This is a genomic window from Acetobacter sp. DmW_043, assembly GCF_002153485.1.
Classification (GTDB): domain Bacteria; phylum Pseudomonadota; class Alphaproteobacteria; order Acetobacterales; family Acetobacteraceae; genus Acetobacter; species Acetobacter thailandicus.
In genome coordinates this window covers 18,906-39,610 of record NZ_JOMN01000027.1, presented here as the reverse complement: position 1 = coordinate 39,610, position 20,705 = coordinate 18,906, and the positions used below count along the sequence as shown (strand labels likewise).

At 51.0% G+C, this 20,705-nt stretch carries 16 protein-coding genes; 3 read left to right on the top strand and 13 right to left on the bottom strand.

Annotated elements, in window-relative coordinates; all coding sequences use genetic code 11:
- Window positions 1-71 precede the first annotated feature (71 nt).
- A complete protein-coding gene (gene clpB, locus HK11_RS08440) occupies window positions 72-2,678 on the top strand; it encodes an ATP-dependent chaperone ClpB (RefSeq protein WP_086554914.1) in 2,607 nt (868 codons plus the stop codon).
- Window positions 2,679-2,766: 88 nt separating this feature from the next.
- Window positions 2,767-3,399, top strand: a complete 633-nt coding sequence (locus HK11_RS08435; RefSeq protein WP_086554913.1) for an NUDIX hydrolase — start codon at window positions 2,767-2,769, stop codon at window positions 3,397-3,399.
- Here HK11_RS08435 and HK11_RS08430 read toward each other — a convergent pair.
- The 13 genes from HK11_RS08430 to dcm all read right to left on the bottom strand — a co-directional run bounded on the left by HK11_RS08430 (window position 3,396) and on the right by dcm (window position 19,099).
- On the bottom strand, window positions 3,396-4,307 hold the full coding sequence (locus tag HK11_RS08430) for a ketopantoate reductase family protein (protein WP_086554912.1): 912 nt from the start codon (window positions 4,305-4,307) through the stop codon (window positions 3,396-3,398). The two genes, HK11_RS08435 and HK11_RS08430, sit on opposite strands and share 4 nt — an antisense overlap.
- Window positions 4,308-4,321: 14 nt before the next feature.
- Window positions 4,322-5,635, bottom strand: a complete 1,314-nt coding sequence (gene hflX, locus HK11_RS08425) for a GTPase HflX (RefSeq protein ID WP_233127709.1) — start codon at window positions 5,633-5,635, stop codon at window positions 4,322-4,324.
- Window positions 5,619-5,903, bottom strand: a complete 285-nt coding sequence (gene hfq, locus HK11_RS08420; protein ID WP_086554910.1) for an RNA chaperone Hfq — start codon at window positions 5,901-5,903, stop codon at window positions 5,619-5,621. Before hfq ends, hflX begins: the two co-directional genes overlap by 17 nt.
- A 65-nt stretch (window positions 5,904-5,968) precedes the next feature.
- Window positions 5,969-7,360 carry a sigma-54 dependent transcriptional regulator gene (locus HK11_RS08415; protein WP_086554909.1) on the bottom strand — a complete coding sequence of 464 codons (1,392 nt, stop codon included), beginning with the start codon at window positions 7,358-7,360 and terminating at the stop codon, window positions 5,969-5,971.
- On the bottom strand, window positions 7,350-9,620 hold the full coding sequence (locus tag HK11_RS08410; protein ID WP_086554908.1) for a PAS domain-containing sensor histidine kinase: 2,271 nt from the start codon (window positions 9,618-9,620) through the stop codon (window positions 7,350-7,352). Before HK11_RS08410 ends, HK11_RS08415 begins: the two co-directional genes overlap by 11 nt.
- A 9-nt stretch (window positions 9,621-9,629) precedes the next feature.
- On the bottom strand, window positions 9,630-11,054 hold the full coding sequence (locus HK11_RS08405; RefSeq protein WP_086554907.1) for a sigma-54 dependent transcriptional regulator: 1,425 nt from the start codon (window positions 11,052-11,054) through the stop codon (window positions 9,630-9,632).
- A gap of 54 nt (window positions 11,055-11,108) precedes the next feature.
- Window positions 11,109-12,206, bottom strand: coding sequence for a nitrogen regulation protein NR(II) (locus HK11_RS08400; RefSeq protein ID WP_086554906.1), 1,098 nt, complete (start codon window positions 12,204-12,206; stop codon window positions 11,109-11,111).
- A gap of 26 nt (window positions 12,207-12,232) precedes the next feature.
- Window positions 12,233-13,276 (bottom strand): tRNA dihydrouridine synthase DusB, encoded by a 1,044-nt coding sequence (gene dusB, locus HK11_RS08395; RefSeq protein WP_086554905.1) that lies wholly within the window; start codon window positions 13,274-13,276, stop codon window positions 12,233-12,235.
- 59 nt (window positions 13,277-13,335) lie between these two features.
- Window positions 13,336-14,493, bottom strand: a complete 1,158-nt coding sequence (locus HK11_RS08390) for a bifunctional 2-C-methyl-D-erythritol 4-phosphate cytidylyltransferase/2-C-methyl-D-erythritol 2,4-cyclodiphosphate synthase (RefSeq protein WP_086554904.1) — start codon at window positions 14,491-14,493, stop codon at window positions 13,336-13,338.
- Between the two features lie 79 nt (window positions 14,494-14,572).
- A complete protein-coding gene (locus HK11_RS08385; protein ID WP_086554903.1) occupies window positions 14,573-16,111 on the bottom strand; it encodes a carbohydrate porin in 1,539 nt (512 codons plus the stop codon).
- Window positions 16,112-16,481: 370 nt separating this feature from the next.
- A complete protein-coding gene (locus tag HK11_RS08380; protein WP_086554902.1) occupies window positions 16,482-17,522 on the bottom strand; it encodes a hypothetical protein in 1,041 nt (346 codons plus the stop codon).
- A 55-nt stretch (window positions 17,523-17,577) separates the two neighbouring features.
- On the bottom strand, window positions 17,578-18,039 hold the full coding sequence (locus HK11_RS08375) for a very short patch repair endonuclease (protein ID WP_086554901.1): 462 nt from the start codon (window positions 18,037-18,039) through the stop codon (window positions 17,578-17,580).
- Window positions 18,040-18,052: 13 nt separating this feature from the next.
- Window positions 18,053-19,099, bottom strand: a complete 1,047-nt coding sequence (dcm, locus tag HK11_RS08370; protein ID WP_086554900.1) for a DNA (cytosine-5-)-methyltransferase — start codon at window positions 19,097-19,099, stop codon at window positions 18,053-18,055.
- 215 nt (window positions 19,100-19,314) lie between these two features.
- Between dcm and HK11_RS08365 the strand changes: the two genes are divergently transcribed.
- Window positions 19,315-20,700, top strand: coding sequence for an MFS transporter (locus HK11_RS08365; protein ID WP_233133399.1), 1,386 nt, complete (start codon window positions 19,315-19,317; stop codon window positions 20,698-20,700).
- Window positions 20,701-20,705 lie beyond the last annotated feature (5 nt).

Below are 20,705 nucleotides of genomic sequence, written 5' to 3'. Positions count from 1 at the left end.
TCCCCTCACTGCCTTACCGGGGTGAGAAACGGCCTTTAGTTGCCTGAGATAAGAGGGACAAGAGGAATATTATGGATATTGCAAAATTTACTGAACGGTCAAAAGGGTTTTTACAGGCTGCACAGACCATTGCTCTGCGTGATTTTAACCAGCAGCTGACTCCTGAGCATCTGCTCAAAGCAATGCTTGACGACGACGAAGGGGCAGCTTCTGCCCTTATCCGCGCTGCTGGCGGCAACCCTGAACAGATTAAAGCCTCGAACACCGAAGCCCTGGCAAAATTGCCTCGTGTAGAAGGTGGTGGGGCGGGCCAGCCACAGGCCACGCCTGACCTGATTCGCCTCCTTGATGACGCTGAACAGGCTGCTGCAAAAGCAGGTGACTCCTTCGTTGCCCAGGACCGGCTCCTTGTCAGCATTGCCGCATCGAATACAGCCGCAGGCAGGGCTTTGCAAAAACACGGCGCCTCTGCCTCTGCGCTTGAAAGTGCCGTCGCGGCAATCCGCAAAGGGCGCACCGTAACCAGCGAAAATGCTGAAGCCGGCTTTGATGCGCTTAAAAAATATGCACGTGACGTCACTGCTGTTGCACAGGCAGGCAAACTCGACCCGGTTATTGGTCGTGATGAAGAAATTCGTCGCGCCATTCAGGTTCTGGCCCGCCGCAGCAAAAACAATCCGGTTCTGATCGGTGAGCCAGGCGTTGGTAAAACAGCTATTGTAGAAGGGCTTGCCCAGCGTATCGTCAATGGTGACGTGCCTGAAGCCCTTAAAAACAAAAAGCTGCTTTCGCTTGATCTGGGCGCTCTGGTTGCCGGCGCGAAATTTCGTGGTGAATTTGAAGAACGCCTTAAAGCTGTACTGAAAGAAATTGAAAGTGCCGAAGGCGAGGTTATCCTCTTCATCGACGAAATGCATACCCTCGTTGGCGCCGGGCGGACCGATGGCGCAATGGATGCCTCGAACCTGATCAAACCTGAGCTGGCTCGTGGCACGCTGCATTGTATCGGCGCGACAACACTGGATGAATATCGCAAATATATTGAGAAAGATGCCGCACTTGCCCGCCGCTTCCAGCCGGTTTTTGTGGGCGAGCCATCAGTGGCTGATACCATCTCTATTCTGCGTGGTATTAAAGAGAAATACGAACTCCATCACGGTGTAAGAATAACCGATGGGGCTATTGTTTCTGCCGCAACCCTGTCAAACCGCTATATTACTGACCGTTTTCTGCCAGATAAAGCAATCGACCTGATTGATGAAGCTGCCAGCCGTCTGCGGATGCAGATTGACAGCAAACCTGAGAAACTTGACGAACTCGACCGTCGTATCATCCAGCTCAAAATTGAGCGGGAAGCTTTGCGTAAAGAGGATGATACAGCCAGTAAAGAGCGTCTTGAAGCTGTTGAACTGGAGCTGACTGAACTTGAAGAGCAGTCAGATGCCATGAGCGCTACCTGGCATGCAGAAAAAGAACGTGTTCAGGCTGTGCAGAAGCTGCAGGAGCAGCTTGACCAGGCACGCTCTGACGTTGAGGTCGCACAGCGCACAGGCAACCTCGGCAAAGCTTCTGAGCTGATGTATGGTGTCATCCCTGACCTTCAGGCAAAAATTGCCACAGCCCAGCAGGAAGAAGCCGAAAGCAGCAAAAGCGATCTCGTCTCGCAGGCTGTTACTGACCAGAGCGTGGCGGCTGTTGTCTCGCGCTGGACTGGCGTGCCTGTCGACCGCATGCTTGAAGGTGAACGTGCCAAATTGCTGCGTATGGAAGATGAACTGCGCCGTTCTGTTATCGGTCAGGAAGCCGCTCTCAAAGCTGTTTCTGATGCCGTACGGCGTGCTCGTGCAGGCCTGCAGGACCCTAACCGCCCCATCGGTTCGTTTTTGTTCCTTGGGCCAACCGGCGTAGGCAAAACCGAGCTTTCAAAAGCTCTGGCGCGCTTCCTCTTTGATGATGAAAAAGCTCTGCTTCGCATTGATATGAGCGAATTCATGGAGAAGCATGCTGTCTCACGTCTGGTCGGTGCCCCTCCGGGATATATCGGCTATGAGGAAGGTGGTGTGCTGACAGAAGCTGTGCGCCGCAGACCTTACCAGGTTATTCTGTTCGACGAAGTTGAAAAAGCTCATCAGGATGTCTTTAACATTCTGCTGCAGGTGCTTGACGACGGCCGCCTGACAGATGGTCAGGGACGCACAGTTGATTTCCGTAATACAATTATCATTCTGACAAGCAATCTCGGGTCTGAACTGCTGGCAAACCAGCCAGATGGTGAATCAACTGACCTTGTTCATGCCAGCGTGATGAAGATTGTACGCGATCACTTCCGCCCTGAGTTCCTCAACCGTCTGGATGAGATTATTCTGTTCTCACGTCTGCAAAAAGCAGACATGGCTCAGATCGTTGATATCCAGATTGCACGCCTGCAAAAGCTGCTTGATGACCGCAAAATAACGCTGTCTCTTGATAATCTGGCTCATGCCTGGCTTGCTAACGAGGGGTATGACCCGGTCTATGGTGCGCGCCCGCTTAAACGGGTTGTGCAGCGTAGCCTGCAAAACCCTCTGGCTGAGCTCTTGCTTCAGGGTAGCATTCATGACGGGCAGACTATTCCTGTCTCAGCGAATGGTGACAGCCTGCTGATAAACCATGAGAGTGCGACAAAGATTGACGCATAATCCGGCGGCTTTGATATAAGTCTGCGACGGGGGAGTGAAAGCTCCCCCGTTTTTTTATATAAATCAGCCCGCAAAAGGAGAATAAACAATGACTGAACCGGCATGGCTTCTCTGGGCGCGTGATATTCAGGCTATTTCTCAGACAGGCCTCACTTATGCCAAAGACCCGTTTGACCGCGAGCGATATGAAACCTTACGTAAGCTTGCCGCACATATCATGGCCACAGGCTGTGATGACTCTGAAGTAAAGATCGCCTCTCTTTTTGCAGGTCAACAGGGTTATGCCACGCCTAAACTCGAAGTGCGGGCGGGTATTTTTGATGAGCAGGGGCGTATACTGATGGTACGCGAAATTCTCGATAAAAACCGCTGGACTATTCCCGGAGGCTGGGCCGACACAAACTACACACCTGCTCAGAATGCCGCAAAAGAGGTCTTTGAAGAAACAGGTTATGAGGTAAGAATAACCAGACTGGTTATGGCACTCGACCGCAGTACGCAGCAGCATATGCCACCTGAGCCCTTCAGTGTTACCAAACTTTTTTTTCTGGGAGAAATTACCGGAGGCCAGCCTGCAACCAGCATAGAAACCAGTGAAATACGCTTTTTTGCACAAAACGAAATTCCGGCAGATTTGTCTGAAGGACGTGTCCTGCCAGGACAGATTAATAAACTCTTCCGCTTTCATACCTGCCCGGATCTGCCGGCAGAATTTGACTAAACCAGTTTTTCCTGAGCCAGCCGTTTTTCAATCATTCTGATAATAACAAGAAGTGTAAAATTAACCGGTACAGCAATACCATACTCACCGGCCTTTCTCACAATATAGCCATTAATAAACTCAATTTCGGTCGCCCGCCCTTTCATAACATCCTGTGCAGCTGAAGATTTCTGCGTGGGCATATGCTGTATAATCTGGTGGAGCCTCTGCGTCATATCCGCAGGGAGTGTCACTCCGCAGGCCTGGGCAACAACACGGCATTCTTCCAGAACCATCTGAATTACAGCACCCGCACCGTCTGTTTCCCCAAAAGCCGCATAAGGCATCAGGGTAATGGCCGAAAGGGCATTATATACGCAGTTTACTGTCAGCTTTTCCCATAATACTGATGGTATATCCTGCGATATCTCAGCCTTCAGGGGGGCTGCACGGTTTAAGGCCGCAGCTGCCAGCCTGCTCCCCTTGCCGCTTCCCAGCATAATATGATGACCACCACGGTGCACAACGTGGCCAGGTTCAACCCTGTCAACAGCAATATAAAGTGCAGAGGGTAAAACCTCGCGGCCAGTCAGTTCACTCAGCTGCGCTGCAGTATCGACACCATTCTGCATGCTCAGAATAACTGTATCTTTACCGAGCAGGCTCAGCACCAGCGGTGCAGCAGCTGCATTATCTCCGGCCTTAACACTGACCAGAACCAGATCGGCTACAGGAAGGCACTGACTGTCAGAAACCGCTTTAAGCCGGATAGTGTGTTTTTTACCACCCTCTTCCAGCAAGATACCACGGGCCTGAATAAGAGCAGACTGCGCAGGTCGGGTGACCAGCGTCACGTCATAGCCTGCCCGCGCCAGGAGGGCACCGCTATAACATCCTACCGCCCCGGCACCGACAACAGCTATTCTCACTTGTGACGATCCGGCTACGGCACTTCAGCCAGAATGTGACGAAACTGCATTTCAAAACGTGCGCGATCCTGTGGCTGTAAACGTACGGTCAGTGTCATACGTTCCTCACCATCTTCACGTTCTGTGACCTCTCCATGCTGATACAACCAGGCAGAGGCCGCGCCCTCAGCCAGAGGGATCTCATAACGCACGAGGATCATAGCCGTTGTGATATGCCTGTCGATCAGTGCCATCAGCTGTGGCAGGCCATCACCCGTTATGGCTGAAATCGCAACCGTCTCTTCTGTTTCAGGAAAAGCCTCGGGCCCACCCATAAGGTCGGCTTTGTTCATCACCTCAATGGTACGATTGCTCCAGTCGGGCTCTATCATCCCACTCTGGGCCATACCATTAAGTACGCCATAAACGTCTTTTTTCTGAGCAGAGCTGTCCGGATGGGCGATATCACGTACGTGCAAAATAATATCAGCTTCAGACACTTCTTCCAGCGTTGCGCGAAAGGCAGCTATCAGCTCGGTCGGAAGATCGCTAATGAAGCCCACCGTGTCAGACAGGATAACACGCCGGCCAGACGGCAGGGTAATCGCCCGCATCGTCGGGTCGAGCGTTGCAAACAACTGGTCCTGAGCATAAACAGCGGCGCCGGTCAGGGCATTAAACAATGTCGATTTACCGGCGTTCGTATATCCGACAAGAGCCACAACAGGAAATGGCACTCTCTTGCGGGCCTGCCTGTGCAGCCCCCGGGTGCGGCGTACCTGCTCGAGTTCTTTTTTTAGCCTGACGATCCGGTCACCGATCATACGACGATCAGCTTCAACCTGTGTCTCACCAGGGCCACCAAGAAAGCCAAACCCACCACGCTGGCGTTCAAGGTGAGTCCATAACCTGACAAGACGTGAGCGCTGGTATTCAAGGTGCGCCAGCTCGACCTGAAGCGTCCCTTCCTTTGTTGCAGCTCTCGCACCAAAAATATCAAGAATCAGACCCGTACGGTCAATAACTTTACAGCCACATTCACGCTCAAGGTTACGCTGCTGCCCTGGCGTGAGACGGGCATCAATAACCACAACATCAATACGGTCAGCCTTAACTGCCTCTTTCAGAGATTCAACCTGACCAACACCCAGAAGAGTCGCTGCCCTGCGGGTGCGCAGCAGTAAAACCGCCTGCCTTACAATAACCAGGTTAATAGAAGCAGCTAACCCCACAGCCTCATCGAGACGTGCTTCAGCGGCTCTGACGTCCTGCTCCTGAGTGGCACGCAGCCAGGGCAGAATAACAGCGCCGCGTACGGCTGCGGGTTTTGTTTCAGAGGAAGTCGTCACGCAAAAACATTTCTTTATCAGAGGATACAGGTTCTTCTGCCGTTTCAAAAACATTCACCGGCACAGAGGGCATAACTGTGCTGATCGCATGTTTATAGATCAGCTGTGTCTGATCATCACGCTTCAGAAGAACTGTTGTTTCGTCAAACCACGTAATATTACCCTGAAGTTTGACACCATTCACCAGAAAGATTGTCACAGAGGCGCGTGAACGCCTTATCTGACTTAAAAAAGCATCCTGCACATTGCAGCCAGTTTCTTTTTCCATTTTCAGAGGCCCTGTTCTCTTTTTTTATTATAACCCTGGAAACATTTTCTTTATCATGACAGCTCTCATGCTGATCCACGATCTTCTGATGTTACACCAAGTTGTTTCAGTTTGCGATGTAAAGCACTACGCTCCATCCCAACAAAAATCGCTGTACGACTAATATTTCCCCCAAAACGAAGTAACTGCGCCTGCAGGTACTGTGTCTCGAACATATCACGCGCCTCACGTAACGGCAGGCTCATGACATCTGCTGAGGCATCGAATTTTAGCAAAGCCGGCGCCCCCTCCCCCACCGTTGAGGGAAGCATTTCTGCACGGATAGGCTCTGTCGTATTTCCCGGCAGCATGATCAGCACACGCTCCATCAGGTTGCGCAGCTCACGAATATTGCCCGGCCACTCATAAGCCTGTAACGCAGCTACAGCATCGGCAGAAAGCTCACGCTGAGGCAGCCCTGCAAGCTCTGCAGCCCTGTGCAGAAAAAGCATCGCCAGACCAGGAATATCATCCCGTCGCTCACGCAGGGCCGGCATGCGCAAAGGCACAACAGCCAGACGATAATACAGGTCCTCACGAAAACGCCCGGCTGTAATACCAGCCTGCAGGTCACGGTTCGTCGTAGCGAGAACACGAATATCAACTTTCACCCGGGTGGAACCGCCAACCCGTTCAAAAGTCTGATCCTGCAAGGCTCTGACAATTTTACCCTGTGTTTCGAGCGGCATATCTGCCACCTCGTCAAGCAGCAGAGTACCACCATGTGCGCGCTCAAGGACGCCAATACGCCGACCGGTACCATCGGCTGCGCCTTCTATGCCAAACAGCTCGCCCTCAAAACGTTCGGGCGCCATAGTCGCGCAGTTAAGCACAATAAACGGACCATCAGCACGCCGGGAACGGGCGTGGATCATACGCGCGGCAACCTCTTTCCCCGCACCTGGGGCGCCCGTAATCAATACTCTGGAGCCTGTAGGCGCAACACGCTCAATCTGACTTCTGATAGCCGCGATCAGAACGCTGTTGCCAAATAACTCAGCTTCCTGCCCTGCACGCAAACGAAGCTCTTCATTCTCTTTGGTAAGACGTGCAGCCTCGATAGCCCGCCGGACAACAACCAGAAGACGATCAGCCTGAAAAGGTTTTTCTATAAAATCGTAAGCACCATGCTGAAGAGCTGCAACGGCTGTCTCAATGGTGCCATGACCAGAAATCATAATAACCGGCACTGAAGAATCTTCGGCCTGTAAGAGACTGAGAATGCCCAGCCCGTCGAGTTTTGACCCCTGCAACCACACATCCAGAATAACCAGAGCTGGCCTGCGGCTACGAAAAGCCTGAATGGCAGCATCAGAATTACCTGCGACCCGGGTTGTGTACCCTTCATCTTCAAGAATCCCCTCCACCAGCATTCTGATATCGGGTTCGTCATCAACAATCAGGATTTCATGAGCCATAAGAATCTTTCACCGGTAAAATCAGAGTAGCCACAGTTCCTCTTCCCTCTGCTCGGTCCTGAAGGTGTATAAGACCTCCATGATCTTCCATAATTTTCTTGACTATTGCCAGCCCCAGCCCCGTCCCTTTGGCCTTATGAGTTACATAAGGCTCAGTCAGACGGTCCCTGTCGCCGGAGGGAAGTCCCGCACCATTATCTATCACTAAAATCTCAACCGTTTCTGCTTTCATTTCGATAGCAACACATATCTCACCTGCTCCACCTTCGTCTTCTTCATTATTATCAACATCGCCTTGTTTTGGCGTCATGGCAATGGCATCTGCCGCATTCTGTAAAAGGTTAATCAAAGCCTGGCTGATCAGACGGCGGTCACAACGCACAACCGGCCCCCGCTCAGGCAAAGTGACATTGTAGGTGATTTCTACATGCGCATTACGCTGAAGAATCAAAACCTCACGGATAATACGCGACAAATCCTCATCACGCATGGCTGGCTGCGGCATACGTGCAAATGCCGAGAACTCATCCACCATCCGCCCGATATCACCGACCTGACGCACTATAGTGTCAGCACATTGCGCAAATGTCTCCGGGTCAGATGTAATTTCTTTCAGAAAACGACGCTTAAGTCGTTCAGCTGCGAGCTGAATAGGAGTCAGGGGATTCTTGATTTCATGGGCGATACGCCTTGCGACATCCGCCCAGGCGGCTTTACGTTGTGCCTGCTGAAGCGCTGTAATATCATCAAACGTAATAACGTAGCCCTCTGCCACCTGATCACGCATCTCGGCGCCAACCCGTACAAGTAATGTACGCCTTTTAGCGGGCGGCCCGATTTGCAGCTCACGTGTAATAACATTTTCTGTCGTACTGCCCACTTCTGATAAAATCTCAGAAAATTCAGGCACACGGAGCGAAAGCGGCTCTCCGATCGCATTCATCATATCTGTTTCAAGCAACAGGCTGGCCGCACGGTTAGGCAGCTCAATACGCTGCTCAACATCAAGGCCGATCACCCCGGCTGACACACCGGACAAAACGGCTTCAGTAAAGCGGCGCCGTTCATTAATCTGACCATAAGCTACCATAAGTTCAGCACGCTGACTGGCAAGCTGCTCTGTCATGCGGTTAAACGCACGTGAAAGACTGCTGACCTCATCATCACGGTCTGCCTCAGGCACATGTACGGCAAGATCCCCTTCACTGATCCTTCTCGCAGCAAGAATCAGTAAACTCAGTGGCCGGGCAATCTGATTCGCCAGAGCCAGGCCGATCAGGGCCGCAGCAGCCAGGACAAGTAATGCAACAAGGGCAAAAATCAGAATAAATGTCAGCTGAATTTTGGCTTTATTGGCATTAAGACGTCTGTAGTCAGCCAGCACCCCTTCTGTCCGGTGCATATGCTCAAGAATACTCGGATCCACCAGGCGGGTAATAACAAGCATCAGAGCGGGTGTCTGCGAAAGTTCAACCACAGCTCTAACTGTTCGCTGGTCAGGTGAATCGAGAATAGCCACATCACTGGTCCGCGCCATCGCTGTCGCAGCTGGCGGAGGAAGGTCTTTCTGGTATCCTGTGCGGCTCATCAGCCCGCCTGCCGCCACAACCTTATTCGTAATCGGGTCATAAACCAGTGCTTCAGTCAAACCACGAATTGTGGCCTGACTATCAAGCATCTCACTCAGTTCGCTGCTATTTTGCAAAAGGTTCATACCATTTGCAGTCAGCTCATTTTGTGCGCTGGTAATATAGTTTGCCAGAGAAAATGCATCGGTGCGGATATTGGCATTATGTTCTTTAAGGTAGCCCCGCGAGACTTCGAGTGCCTCATTCAGTGCTGTATTTACACGGTCGGAAAACCAGATCTGAATACCAAAATGAAAAAATAAAGTTGCAAAAATCCCGACAACCAGTGTTGGTGCAACAGCAACAATACCAAATAACGTTACAAGCCTGACATGCAGGCGCGCTCCTGCCAGCCCTTTGCGATGTTCCATCAGCATGGGGCCGGCACGCATCAGTAAAGCCGCCAGTAGCAGACATAAAACAAAAGCGTTGAGAATAACGACAAGCGGCTCAATGACCATATAGTGCCCAAGGGACATGCCCGCAGACAGCACCACAAATGTCGCAAGCCCCAGGACAAGAGCCAGAGCTGCAAGCGTCAGAGCAACGCTTTTCCGTTCAAGAGAGCGCAAAAGCCATATGAGGCGCGTTTTAAGCAGCCATTCATGACAATGAGAGAGCCACTGTTTCATCAGAGAGTATCAGCCCGGAAACCGGATAACAGGGATTTCAAGCTCTCGTATTTTTTTACGCAGTGTATTGCGGTTAAGCCCCAGCATTGTAGCAGCCTTTATCTGATTACCGCGCGTTTCGGCTAATGTCAGCTGAATAAGAGGTTTCTCTACCTCTGAAATAACCCGCGCATATAAGTCATTCACAGGCACTCCCTCCCGTTCAGCTTTCAGATAGTGCAGGATATAACCTGAAATGACATCTGAAAATGACCCATTATCATCAGATGCATTTATTTCTTCCCCCGTATTATTCAGCGTTTCTGAAAGTGCTGCTTCAACAATATCGCGGGTAATCATATCATCCGGATAAAGTGTCAGAATACGGCGGACAACATTTTCAAGCTCACGCACGTTACCAGGCCAGTGTAACCCCTGCAAACACGCAAGCGCCTGCGTATCGAGTTCAGATGACTGGTTTTCTGACTGATAACGGGCAAAGAAATACGCCACAAGCGATGCTATATCTTCAGCCCGTTCACGCAACGGCGGCAAATAAACAGGAACGACATTAAGCCTGTAATATAAATCCTCACGAAACAGGCCGCTTCGCACAGCCTGGCGGAGATCATAACGCGTAGCTGTAATAACCTGAGTATATCCAGTAGCATGGGATAAACCCGCTGCCGATGCGGCTTCCTGCTCATGCAAAAACTGTAAAAGACCAAGCTGAAACTCTGAAGGAATTTCACTGACTTCATCAACAAATAAGGTGCCGCCCGTTGCCTGTTTCAGGCAGTCACGCCAGTCGCCATCCTCACTTTTGCAGAGCTCAGAGCTTCCGGCTGAAGATAAGACTGTTTTATTAACCGTGACAAACGGCTTATCTCTGCGCGCACTGTTATCATGCATCAGGCGTGCCAGAAGCGCCTTACCTGTGCCGCTTTCACCCGTGATAACAACAGGCAGACCTGACATTTTAAGCCGGCTTATCATCTGACGCACATTTTTAATGGCGACAGATTCTCCAACCAGTCTCTGTTCGGGCAGATTATCGCCAGAAGACACATCACCCGCTGACAATGCCGGAGATAAAAGTGCCGACCTGACTGCCTTAAGCATATGCTCAAGATCAAAAGGCTTAACAAGATAATCAGCTACACCACATTGTGCCATCTGCACGGCTGTCATTGCCGACTGGCTTGAGCCTATAGCGATAAGCGGCAGATCAGGGCGAGCGGCCCTGATACGCTTCAGAAGCGTCAGGTCACTCGCGTCAGGCAAAGTCACATCAGCTATAACAAGATCACCCTCTCCGTCCTCTGCCCACTGCAGAACAAGAGTTGCATCAGAGGAAAACTGCACCTGATATCCGGCCCGACCCAGAGCCTGCCCCAGAACGGTACGAACTGAGCTGTTATCATCTGCAATAAGAATGGTGGGAAGAGAAGGCATAAAGGTTCAGACACTCAGTATTTTATATTTTCATCGTCACGATAGCAAAAAAAACTACTTTTGCGACTCTGAAGCTGCAGGCAGGTAGATTTTAATTTTTGTGAAGTTATGACGACTTTCTACGTCTATCATGCCACCGTGATCATCTGTGACCTTACTGGCATAAGCCAGATGTAAGCCATAATCACCCGCCTCTTTATCTGAAAATGGTTCAAATAAATGGTTGCGCGTTGTCTCGCAAACGCCGGCTCCCGTATCACACACACTCACCACCAGGGGCAAATGCCGCCAGCGCGACGTGCCGGGCAAAATACGTCCGACCCCGGGCTCATAGCGTGTCTCGAGAATAATTTTTCCGGCACCCTTATTGCGCCTGACAGACTCAGCTGCATTTTTCAAAAGATTCAGAAACATCCGTTCAAACTGATCACGACTTCCCCAGACATAAGGCAAAGACGGGTCATAATGCTCTGAGATTATAATTTCAGCCGCAAAATCTTTCACTGCCAGCTGTCGCACATGTTCAAGAATACGATGTACATTAACAAGCCGGTATTCAGATGATGTTTCAGTAAATGCCGACAAACGCTCAACAAGAGCGTCAATCCGGTCAACATCATCGCAAATCAGCTTTGTCAGCTTCACATCTGTTGCAGCAACATTTTCTGACAAAAGCTGGGCTGCTCCTCTGATCCCGGAAAGAGGATTACGTACCTCCTGCACCAGCACATCTGCCAGACCCGAAATACTACGGGCTGCCGAGCGCAAAAGCGTTTGCTGATCGAGATTCCTCACCATCGGAGACGTATGAAACGTCAGCACTACCGCACCCTCACGGTCGGGCACATCCGAAGCAAATACTGTAACGCCTTCATAATGAAAACGGTGAGAGTGAAAGGTCAGGTCATACTCTGTAATTCTGCAATGCTCTCTGCGTAACGCTGCAACGAGTTCTAACAGAGGATGATCCTGCCCTGTCAGCTCCTGCAGCGTCCGCTGACAAAGCTGACGACGCGAGGTTGCAAAAAACTCTTCTGCTGCTGCGTTAGCAAACGCTATCTCGTTCTCTGCTCCCACCTCGAGCAAAGGAACGGGCATAACATCAAGAAGATAAGCAGCTTCAGCAGGCGTTCTGATCTGGTCTCCGGCCATTCCCGTTCACACAGCCCGCATCATGCTTATGCAGCACATGTGGTTAGCTCTGCATGACGCGAGCTTCTCGGCTCCCGGACAGCATTAGTGTCAATCATATGATCATAAAATTCAGTAATCATACGAATAGCTTCAGGTGCATTATCCACACGGTTAAATGCTGCTCTGAACCCGGCAGAGTGTCGCAGACCTGCGGAATACCAGGAGACATGTTTGCGCGCGAGCCTGAGCCCGGGACGTTCACCAAAATGCTCAAGCATCATATTGTAATGCTGAAGGACAATAGCTTTTTCCGCCGGCAATGTCGGGTCTGCAACCTCCTGCCCGTAACGCAGAGAGTGCGCCACCTGTGCCAGGAACCACGGGCGGCCATAACAGCCACGACCGATCATCACACCATCTGCGCCTGACTGAGCCATAGCTTCGCGGGCATCATCAGATGTCAGAATATCACCATTAACAATAACCGGGAGTGTAACAGCCTCTTTAACTTTACGCACAAAAGCCCAGTCTGCTGTCCCATTGTAAAACTGCTGACGTGTGCGGCCATGCACAGTCAGCATTCTGATACCTGCTTCCTGAGCGATACGACCCAGAACGGGAGCATTGAGACTCTGATGATCCCAGCCCATACGCATCTTCAGGGTTACGGGCACATTAACAGCTTTAACTGTTGCCTCAAGCAGACGCGCCGCCCCTGCCTCATCACGCATCAGCGCTGAGCCAGCCATCTGCCCGACAGCAACCTTTTTTACCGGGCAGCCAAAGTTAATATCAATCAGATCAGCGCCACGGCCTACGGCAATACGAGCGGCCTCGGCCATAGCAACGGGGTCACACCCGGCAAGCTGCACAGCATTAGGACCGCCTGATTCAACAACCTCTGCCATACGCAGTGTATTGTCATTCTCACGCACCATTGCCCACGAAGCAATCATTTCAGAAACAACCAGCCCTGCCCCAAGCTGACGGGCCAGCTTACGAAACGGCAGATCTGTCACACCAGACATAGGTGCCAGAATAACCGGCGTCTCAATAAGGACACCACCAAGATCAATAGGACGTAACATCGGGCTGCTGCCTTGCAAACTTAGTCTACCACCGGCCTCAGGGGCCAGCCTAACACATCTTATTCGGGAATAAGAACAGAAACCGCCGCGGTGCAGGCAATACCTTCTTCACGACCGGTAAAACCCAGACGTTCAGATGTGGTTGCCTTAACTGATATGCGGCTGACTTCAACCTCGAGCAGTTCTGCCAGCCTGGCCCTCATAGCCTCAGCATGCGGGCCAATTTTCGGGCGCTCACAAATGAGTGTCAGATCAACATTGACCAGCCTGCCGCCACGATCGCGGATACGCTGCCCTGCATGAATTAAAAAGCGTGCACTGTCAGCATCTTTCCACTCATTCTGCGAAGGTGGAAAATGACGACCAATATCACCCTCAGCCAGGGCACCATAAATAGCATCACACAAAGCATGAATGCCCACATCAGCGTCTGAATGGCCAGCAAGACCTTTCGTGTGTGGCACAGTAATACCACACAGGATAAGAGGCCGCCCCTCTTCAAAAGCATGCACATCGTAACCCATGCCCACACGCGGCAGAAGGGTCTGGCCTACCAGTCGTTCAAGACGCATGAGATCATCCTTATATGTCAGCTTGATATTATCTTCATCACCACGCACCAGAGCAACCTTCAGGCCGGCATCTTCAAGCAGCCTGGCATCATCGGTGGCATCTGTTCCGGCTGCGGCACGGTGCAGATCGAGAAACGTTTCGAAATGAAAGCCCTGCGGGGTCTGAGCACGAAATAAATGCTCCCGCGGCACGGTGTCTGCAATCAGACCGCCATGCTCGCGCTTCAGCGTGTCGGCAACAGGCACGGCAGGTATTGCACCGGGTTTATCAGCCAGCGCCTGCACAACAGTATGAATAAGTGTCTCTGTAACGTAAGGACGGGCCCCGTCATGAACCAGCACGACGTCAGGGCGCCGCTCTGCCGGGAGAGCAGCAAGAGCCTCAAGACCAGTACGAACGCTGGCCTGCCGGGTTGCGCCACCATCAACAGGAGGGAGAACATCAAGCCCGTCGAGCACTTCGCTCAGCCGGGCTTTGTCACCCACAGGCAGAAGGCAGTGCACATGAGGCAACAATGCCCTGGCGGCATGCCAGATGACCGGAGCACCGGCCAGCTGAACATACTGCTTAGGCGTTTCGGACCCGCCTGAAGCGGTATAGCGGCTGCCGGAACCGGCAGCGAGGAGAATAGCAGCAATACGCATGATGGCGAGGAATGCGGCCTGAAATGTTCCACGTCAAGAAAGAAAATAACATACCGCACCCCCGCCAGGCCTCTGCCCCTCAGAGAGCGAGGGTCATAGCCAGAGATAAAACCGCAGCATCTTTGTAGCGCGTGGAGCCACCGAGATGATTCACATACTGAAAATCAGGTTGCAGGTTAAACCCGGTCAGGACATGGAAAGTATAAAATGCTTCATAAATCGTCTCATGCCCCTGGATGCCGTAGGGAGCGCCAAAATTCCAGCCAGGCAGCGCCTGACCGGCTGCAGCTGCTGCCTCCTGAGCGCGGATAGCTGAGCGGCTGAATGAGGCCCACTGCACATTAATACCCCAGCTATCAAGCGGCCTGTGCCAGTACCAGCCGGTATCAAGAATAGCACCGACAAGATGATTATTAATCTGAGAGGTTTTACCACTGGCCCAGTTATAATAACCCGCCAGAACCAGACCATTCGAATCACCCTTGCCATGACGCAGCAGCATCTGGTCAGCCATAACCCAGATTGATTCCTGACGACCATGAAAGTTCTGTGTCGGGGCGCCGAGGTTAGTACCTTTTGTATAACCTTCATAAAGGCGCTCATAGCGGGAGGTATCATACATACCGCCAACCTTGTAATGGCCGATCAGATGATTACGGCCAAACTCAGGAATCCAGCCCACTTCATATTCGGTGCTGACCTGTGAAATCCCACTCTGCGCCCATGACCAGCCGGAAATGCCACCGTTATAGCTATGAGGAGAAACCGCAAAAGCGCCACCCATAATATAAACATCAGGGCGTGGCATATAACGAACAACACCGCCGGCATTACCTGAAGGCCAGTCACGGCCACCGTTCAGATATTTACCTGGTGTTACATTACCGCACAGCCAGACGTTCATAAAGCTACAGACCCATGGAGAGTTGTTAAAGAACGTGCCTGGTGGAATCCAGCCGACAGAAACATCAAGGCGGTTCTCAAACATCGATTTTTCAAAATAAGCCCAGACCAGATGCGCAACAACGTTACCACGTGCGCCATAAATCTGCTGCACCTGGTTACCATTATCCCCCATCAGGCGACTGAGATTCTGCCCGTTACCATTCACAACCAGCATGTGCAGCCACAGGTCACGGGACCATTCACCGGCATTGAGCAATTTTTCAAATTGCAGATCAAGCGTAGAACCAACCTGCCCGGCAAGAGTATGTGACTGACGTTTACCACCGACAGGGTTACCGGAAATGCCTTCATAAATATTCACGGCAAAGTAAATACCATGCTTTTGCAGCCAGGGCTGCGCGCCCCACCAGTCACCAAAGGCATGAGTTGTGCCGTAAGGCGCACCAAAAGAAGGAGGACCATAAGGTGAACGCAAAAAGCCAGGAATCGTTGGTTTGAGACGAAACTCGCCCAAAGCATATTTCTGTGCCTCGTCGGGTTTCACCGTCTGATCGACAACCTTCTTACTGACAATGGAGGAGTTTGTGGCAGGGGTACCACCCGCATCAGGAAGGGCATCGGCAGCATATGAAGATGAAACGGCAAACAACGACAACGTAAAAATTACGTATGTAACACAACGCGAAAAAGAAACTGACAGACGGGGGAACAAAAGAAACCTCTTTTCGTTGAAAATTTGAAAAAAAACTCAAAAACGCGTTGCTATGTATGACCATCAGAAACTGATCGTCTTATAACTGAGAGAACCAGCACTCAGCCCTGCTACATACTCAGACCTCCGACTTAGGTGAGATAAGAACAAACATGCCTTCTGAAGAAAGGAAGGCACAGTAAAAACAAGAACATCCGCAGCCGGAGCCGCGGGAAAACCAGCTTTTACTTACCAGGCCACTACAGTTCTGCCTGAAATAAACACAACCATAAAAAGCCTCTTTTTTTTATTTTTTCCCAAATTCTCTTTTAGAGAAAAGGCACTTTTTTCTGGTAGACAACACCTATTATGTAACAAAAAAATATAAACTTTACAAACTTTCTTCCTGAATTTTTTTTCTCATATCCTGGTTATATATTTTCATAGCCTCGAATTTAATCGGGAAAGGTACGGCAAGAAAATGAATGAAGCCACGACGTTCAGAGGGAAATAATGCAAGATTATTTTCTTTTATTCTGTGCAGCGTGACCGCCTGGCCGATCAGTTCAAAGCGACGGATATTTGCTTTCAGGAAAATATAATTAGCAAGGCACTGGTCATAACCTATGAACGGGCGGTCCTGCCCCGTCTCCTTCCGGTAAGCCTGAGCGACCTGCATAATCAGCCTGGCGTACTCACATGCTACAGAGCTATTACCATAACCTATTGATCCGGATGAAAAACCTCTCTGATGGCGATCAAACTCCATGCCATCAGCCTCCATCATGCGCCAGCCATACCAGTGACCTGATGAATTATCATTCCCTTCATTCAGCCGGCCTTCAGGTGCGACATGAATCGCCGGTGAAAATGCAAGATCAACTAAAAGTGATTCAACCGGTTTGTTACATAAGATATCGACATCAAGATACAACAGCGGCTGCCGCGACTGAAAAAAAGCCCGATCGTAAAATCTGAAACGGGACAGGTAAAAATCTACCTCGCTGTGACAATCATCCAGCACTTCTATAGAAAAATCACCTGTGAGAGGGAGTTCCCGCTTCATCTGTTCAAGACGCGCAACACCGGCACTGTTTGTAAAGACAGCAATATCCCCCTGATACTGCCCGATATCGAGCAGTGAGCGTAAAGACAGCTCCAGAGTGTCAAAAACAATATCATCGCCAAATGCAGCATAATAAATGAGAGGGTTAAAAAGCTGCAGTTGTATAAATTTCCACCTGTCTGCAAGAAAATTCAGAGTACGCAGCGAACCAGGATTGCTGCCGCATGCTTCGGGAGGCAAAGCCGCCTTCTCCACGACTTTACCGTCAACAGAAAAATGCTCTGAATCCAGAACCTCAACCGAGGCAAAACGGACCGGAGATGTTGCCAGCCAGCGATATTTTTCAAGAACAGACTGCACCATCATTATAACTTCATAAAATTGAGGAGGATGCCTTTTTACGCAATAAGAGCATGAGCTGTCATGCCTTTTTGATACCTCTGATCTCTAACGTATCCTGATCCGAGCGTATCCAGCCCCCAAGTGTTTCAGTTACCTCAGGCAGCAGCAGTTTATTACGCCCTTTCAAAGCACATTCCCACACATATGCCACCCGCCACCCCATCTCCCTCAGAACCGCCAGCACACGTGCATCATTCAGTTCATTTTTCGTAATCTTCTCACGCCAGAACGCCTCACGCGAAGCTGGCCATTTAAACAAATAACAGTCATGGTGATGCCAGAAGCACCCATTCACCATAACGACAGCCCGATACCGCGGAAAAACCAGGTCAGGCCGCCCCGGCAGAGCTTTAACATGAAGTCTGTACCGCAGCCCCGCCTGCCAGAGCGCTTTACGAATAATGAGTTCAGGCCTGGTGTCACTGGCACGAATAGCGGACATATTACGACTACGCGTTACCTTATCGTGCACATCTGCCATAATACTCTGCCTGTCATTCAGCTCTGGCCAGCCGGATAATATGAGGCTGCATTATCCGCGCAATGGCAGAAAAAACTGGTACGGCAACAGAATTACCAAATTGTCTGTATGCCTGCGTGTCAGATACAGGAATATTAAAGGTATCCGGATATCCCATCAGCCGGGCACACTCCCGCGGTGTCAGACGGCGTGGGTTTTTGCCTGGTCCCCGCTTAATAAGAATTTCTGATCCATCCTTATAATATCGGGCAGACAACGTGCGGGCCGTATCATCAGGACCGACCAGACCAAACCCAAAACCATTACCTGCGGCTTTATGTTTTGCTGCATAATTTTGCAAATACAGCCACAGACGGTCAGTCAGAATGTATTTTTTATCAACTTTAGCGTTAGCACCAGACGTATAAGGCAGTTCAGCTTTTTCCCTGCCGCTTTCATCATGCAGTATACTCTGTAAACGCACGCTCCCTTTCTCTGGCAGTTTAAGGGCATCCCATGAAAAAGGCACTTCCTCACGAAAGCCGACAATAGCAATGCGTTCACGGTGCTGCGGCAAAAAATGCTTCGCATCAATTACCCGATACGACACATGATACCCAAGCTCTTCACGCAGGGTTTTCATAATGACGGCAAAAGTATTACCCCGGTCGTGACTTTCAAGATTTTTCACATTCTCAAGCAAAAATGCAGCCGGGCGCTTATCACGAATAATGCGGGCAACGTCAAAAAACAGCGTCCCCTGGGCATCACAGGCAAAGCCGTGACTACGCCCCAGCGAGTTCTTTTTCGAGACACCGGCAATAGAAAACGGCTGGCATGGAAAACCCGCAACCAGCACGTCATGTGCAGGAATATCAGCCGTATCTATCTGAGTAATGTCACCATAAATCTGCCCGGCCTCAGGATAGTTCGCCTGATATGTCTGCCGGGCAAACTTATTCCATTCAGAGGTAAATACACATTCGCCACCAATGGCATCAAAACCACGCCGCAAACCGCCAATACCGGCGAATAAGTCAATAAAAGTAAATGAGTCATCTAAAGAACTATCGTGACTCATAATACCTCTTAATCTTTTTATATTTTAAAACCTGACCGCAAGCTTATATCCGCAGCGCCCCTGTGTCACGCAAGAGATATCACCCTCGCGGGGTTACTGCGGCATATCTTTCGTAACATCAAAGTGATACTAGTCAGATCCTGAGAGCAAAGACAACATCTGCACCTCCATGCCACTCTCACATCTTTCTGTCTGTACGCTTTGAAAGACTACCTGTGACACGCACCTCACCATCTGCTGCTGATCTGCCCGTATGGCAACGCCGTACCGTTATGACCTGTGCTCTGCTGGGTCTGGTACTCGCTGGTATTGATGCCGCTATTGCCAATATTGCTCTACCAACCATTGCAACTGACCTGAATACCGGTGTCGGCCCGGTGACCTGGATCGTCAACGGATATCAGATTACAGCTGCTATATTTTTGCTCCCGGCTGCTGCATTGGGTGAAACACGAGGCTTACGGGCTGTTTACGCATTCGGGCTTGGACTGTTTACGCTGGCTTCACTAGCCTGCGCGCTCTCCTCAACTCTGCCACTTTTGCTGCTCTCTCGCGTGGCTCAGGGGGCAGGCAGTGCCTTTATGGCCGCCCTGAGCGGGGCCATTGTGCGCAAAATAACGCCCCCGCCCCTCTTACACCGCGCATTTACGGCAGTCGCCTTATGCGTCGCTCTCTCAGCTGCTGTTGGGCCGACGCTGGCCTCAGCCATTCTTTCTGTCGCGTCATGGCCCTGGTTGTTTCTGGTTAATCTGCCCATCGGCATCGTAACCGTGTCACTCTATCTTTATGCCGCCCCCCGCCATCAGAAACAGGCTAAAACCCAACGTTTTGACTGGACAGGTGCCCTGTTTAACGCAGGAGCTCTCGGCCTTGGTGTTCTGGCCGTTGATGCTCTGAGCGCAGGAGCACATAAGCTGGCTGAACTTGAAGCCGCCCTTTGCATAGCCAGCACCATTGCTCTTATTTATCATCAGCGCAAACAGCCTCACCCGCTCCTGCCGCTCGATTTACTGCGCATTCCTTTATTTGCTCTCTCTATTGCTGCTTCAGTCTGTGCATATGCGGCTCAGATAATGGCTTATGTGTCCCTGCCCTTCTTCTTTGAAAACTTTTTTCACTATAGTCCGGTTATGACTGGTCTGCTGGTTACTCCATGGCCGCTTCTTGTCGCCTGTGCAGCGCCCGTCTCCGGCCATCTGGCCAGCCGCCACCCGGCTTCACTTCTCAGTAGTGTAGGCCTGGTTTTACTGGCCTGCGGCATTGGCAGCCTCGCAATGATGCCAGCAAACCCCGGACTGGCAGATATACTGCCACGCATGGCCATATGCGGCATTGGTTTCGGGTTTTATCAGACCCCTAACAACCTGACTGTTATGACAGCAGGCCCGGTGCATCGTAGTGGTGCCGCAAGCGGTATGATGGCTGTGGCACGCACAATGGGCTGGTCACTCGGTTCAGCACTGGTGGCTCTGATTTTCGATTTCGACAAAGCCAGCCCTGATGGTGGCACACGCACCTGTTTGTGGGTGGCTATGGGCATTGCTTTGCTGGGCGCAACAGTAAGCGTGGCACGCAGGTCAGTGCGCAAGGCATCGCACTGACATTT

What these genes read in the sequence shown, in the direction of transcription:
- HK11_RS08375 (WP_086554901.1), bottom strand. Translation starts at nt 18,039, where the DNA reads ATGGCAGATGTGCACGATAAGGTAACGCGTAGTCGTAATATGTCCGCT.
- dusB (WP_086554905.1), bottom strand. Translation starts at nt 13,276, where the DNA reads ATGTTACGTCCTATTGATCTTGGTGGTGTCCTTATTGAGACGCCGGTT.
- clpB (WP_086554914.1), top strand. Translation starts at nt 72, where the DNA reads ATGGATATTGCAAAATTTACTGAACGGTCAAAAGGGTTTTTACAGGCT.
- HK11_RS08380 (WP_086554902.1), bottom strand. Translation starts at nt 17,522, where the DNA reads ATGATGGTGCAGTCTGTTCTTGAAAAATATCGCTGGCTGGCAACATCT.
- dcm (WP_086554900.1), bottom strand. Translation starts at nt 19,099, where the DNA reads ATGAGTCACGATAGTTCTTTAGATGACTCATTTACTTTTATTGACTTA.
- HK11_RS08390 (WP_086554904.1), bottom strand. Translation starts at nt 14,493, where the DNA reads ATGCGTATTGCTGCTATTCTCCTCGCTGCCGGTTCCGGCAGCCGCTAT.
- HK11_RS08405 (WP_086554907.1), bottom strand. Translation starts at nt 11,054, where the DNA reads ATGCCTTCTCTTCCCACCATTCTTATTGCAGATGATAACAGCTCAGTT.
- HK11_RS08400 (WP_086554906.1), bottom strand. Translation starts at nt 12,206, where the DNA reads ATGGCCGGAGACCAGATCAGAACGCCTGCTGAAGCTGCTTATCTTCTT.
- HK11_RS08410 (WP_086554908.1), bottom strand. Translation starts at nt 9,620, where the DNA reads ATGAAACAGTGGCTCTCTCATTGTCATGAATGGCTGCTTAAAACGCGC.
- hfq (WP_086554910.1), bottom strand. Translation starts at nt 5,903, where the DNA reads ATGGAAAAAGAAACTGGCTGCAATGTGCAGGATGCTTTTTTAAGTCAG.
- HK11_RS08415 (WP_086554909.1), bottom strand. Translation starts at nt 7,360, where the DNA reads ATGGCTCATGAAATCCTGATTGTTGATGACGAACCCGATATCAGAATG.
- HK11_RS08435 (WP_086554913.1), top strand. Translation starts at nt 2,767, where the DNA reads ATGACTGAACCGGCATGGCTTCTCTGGGCGCGTGATATTCAGGCTATT.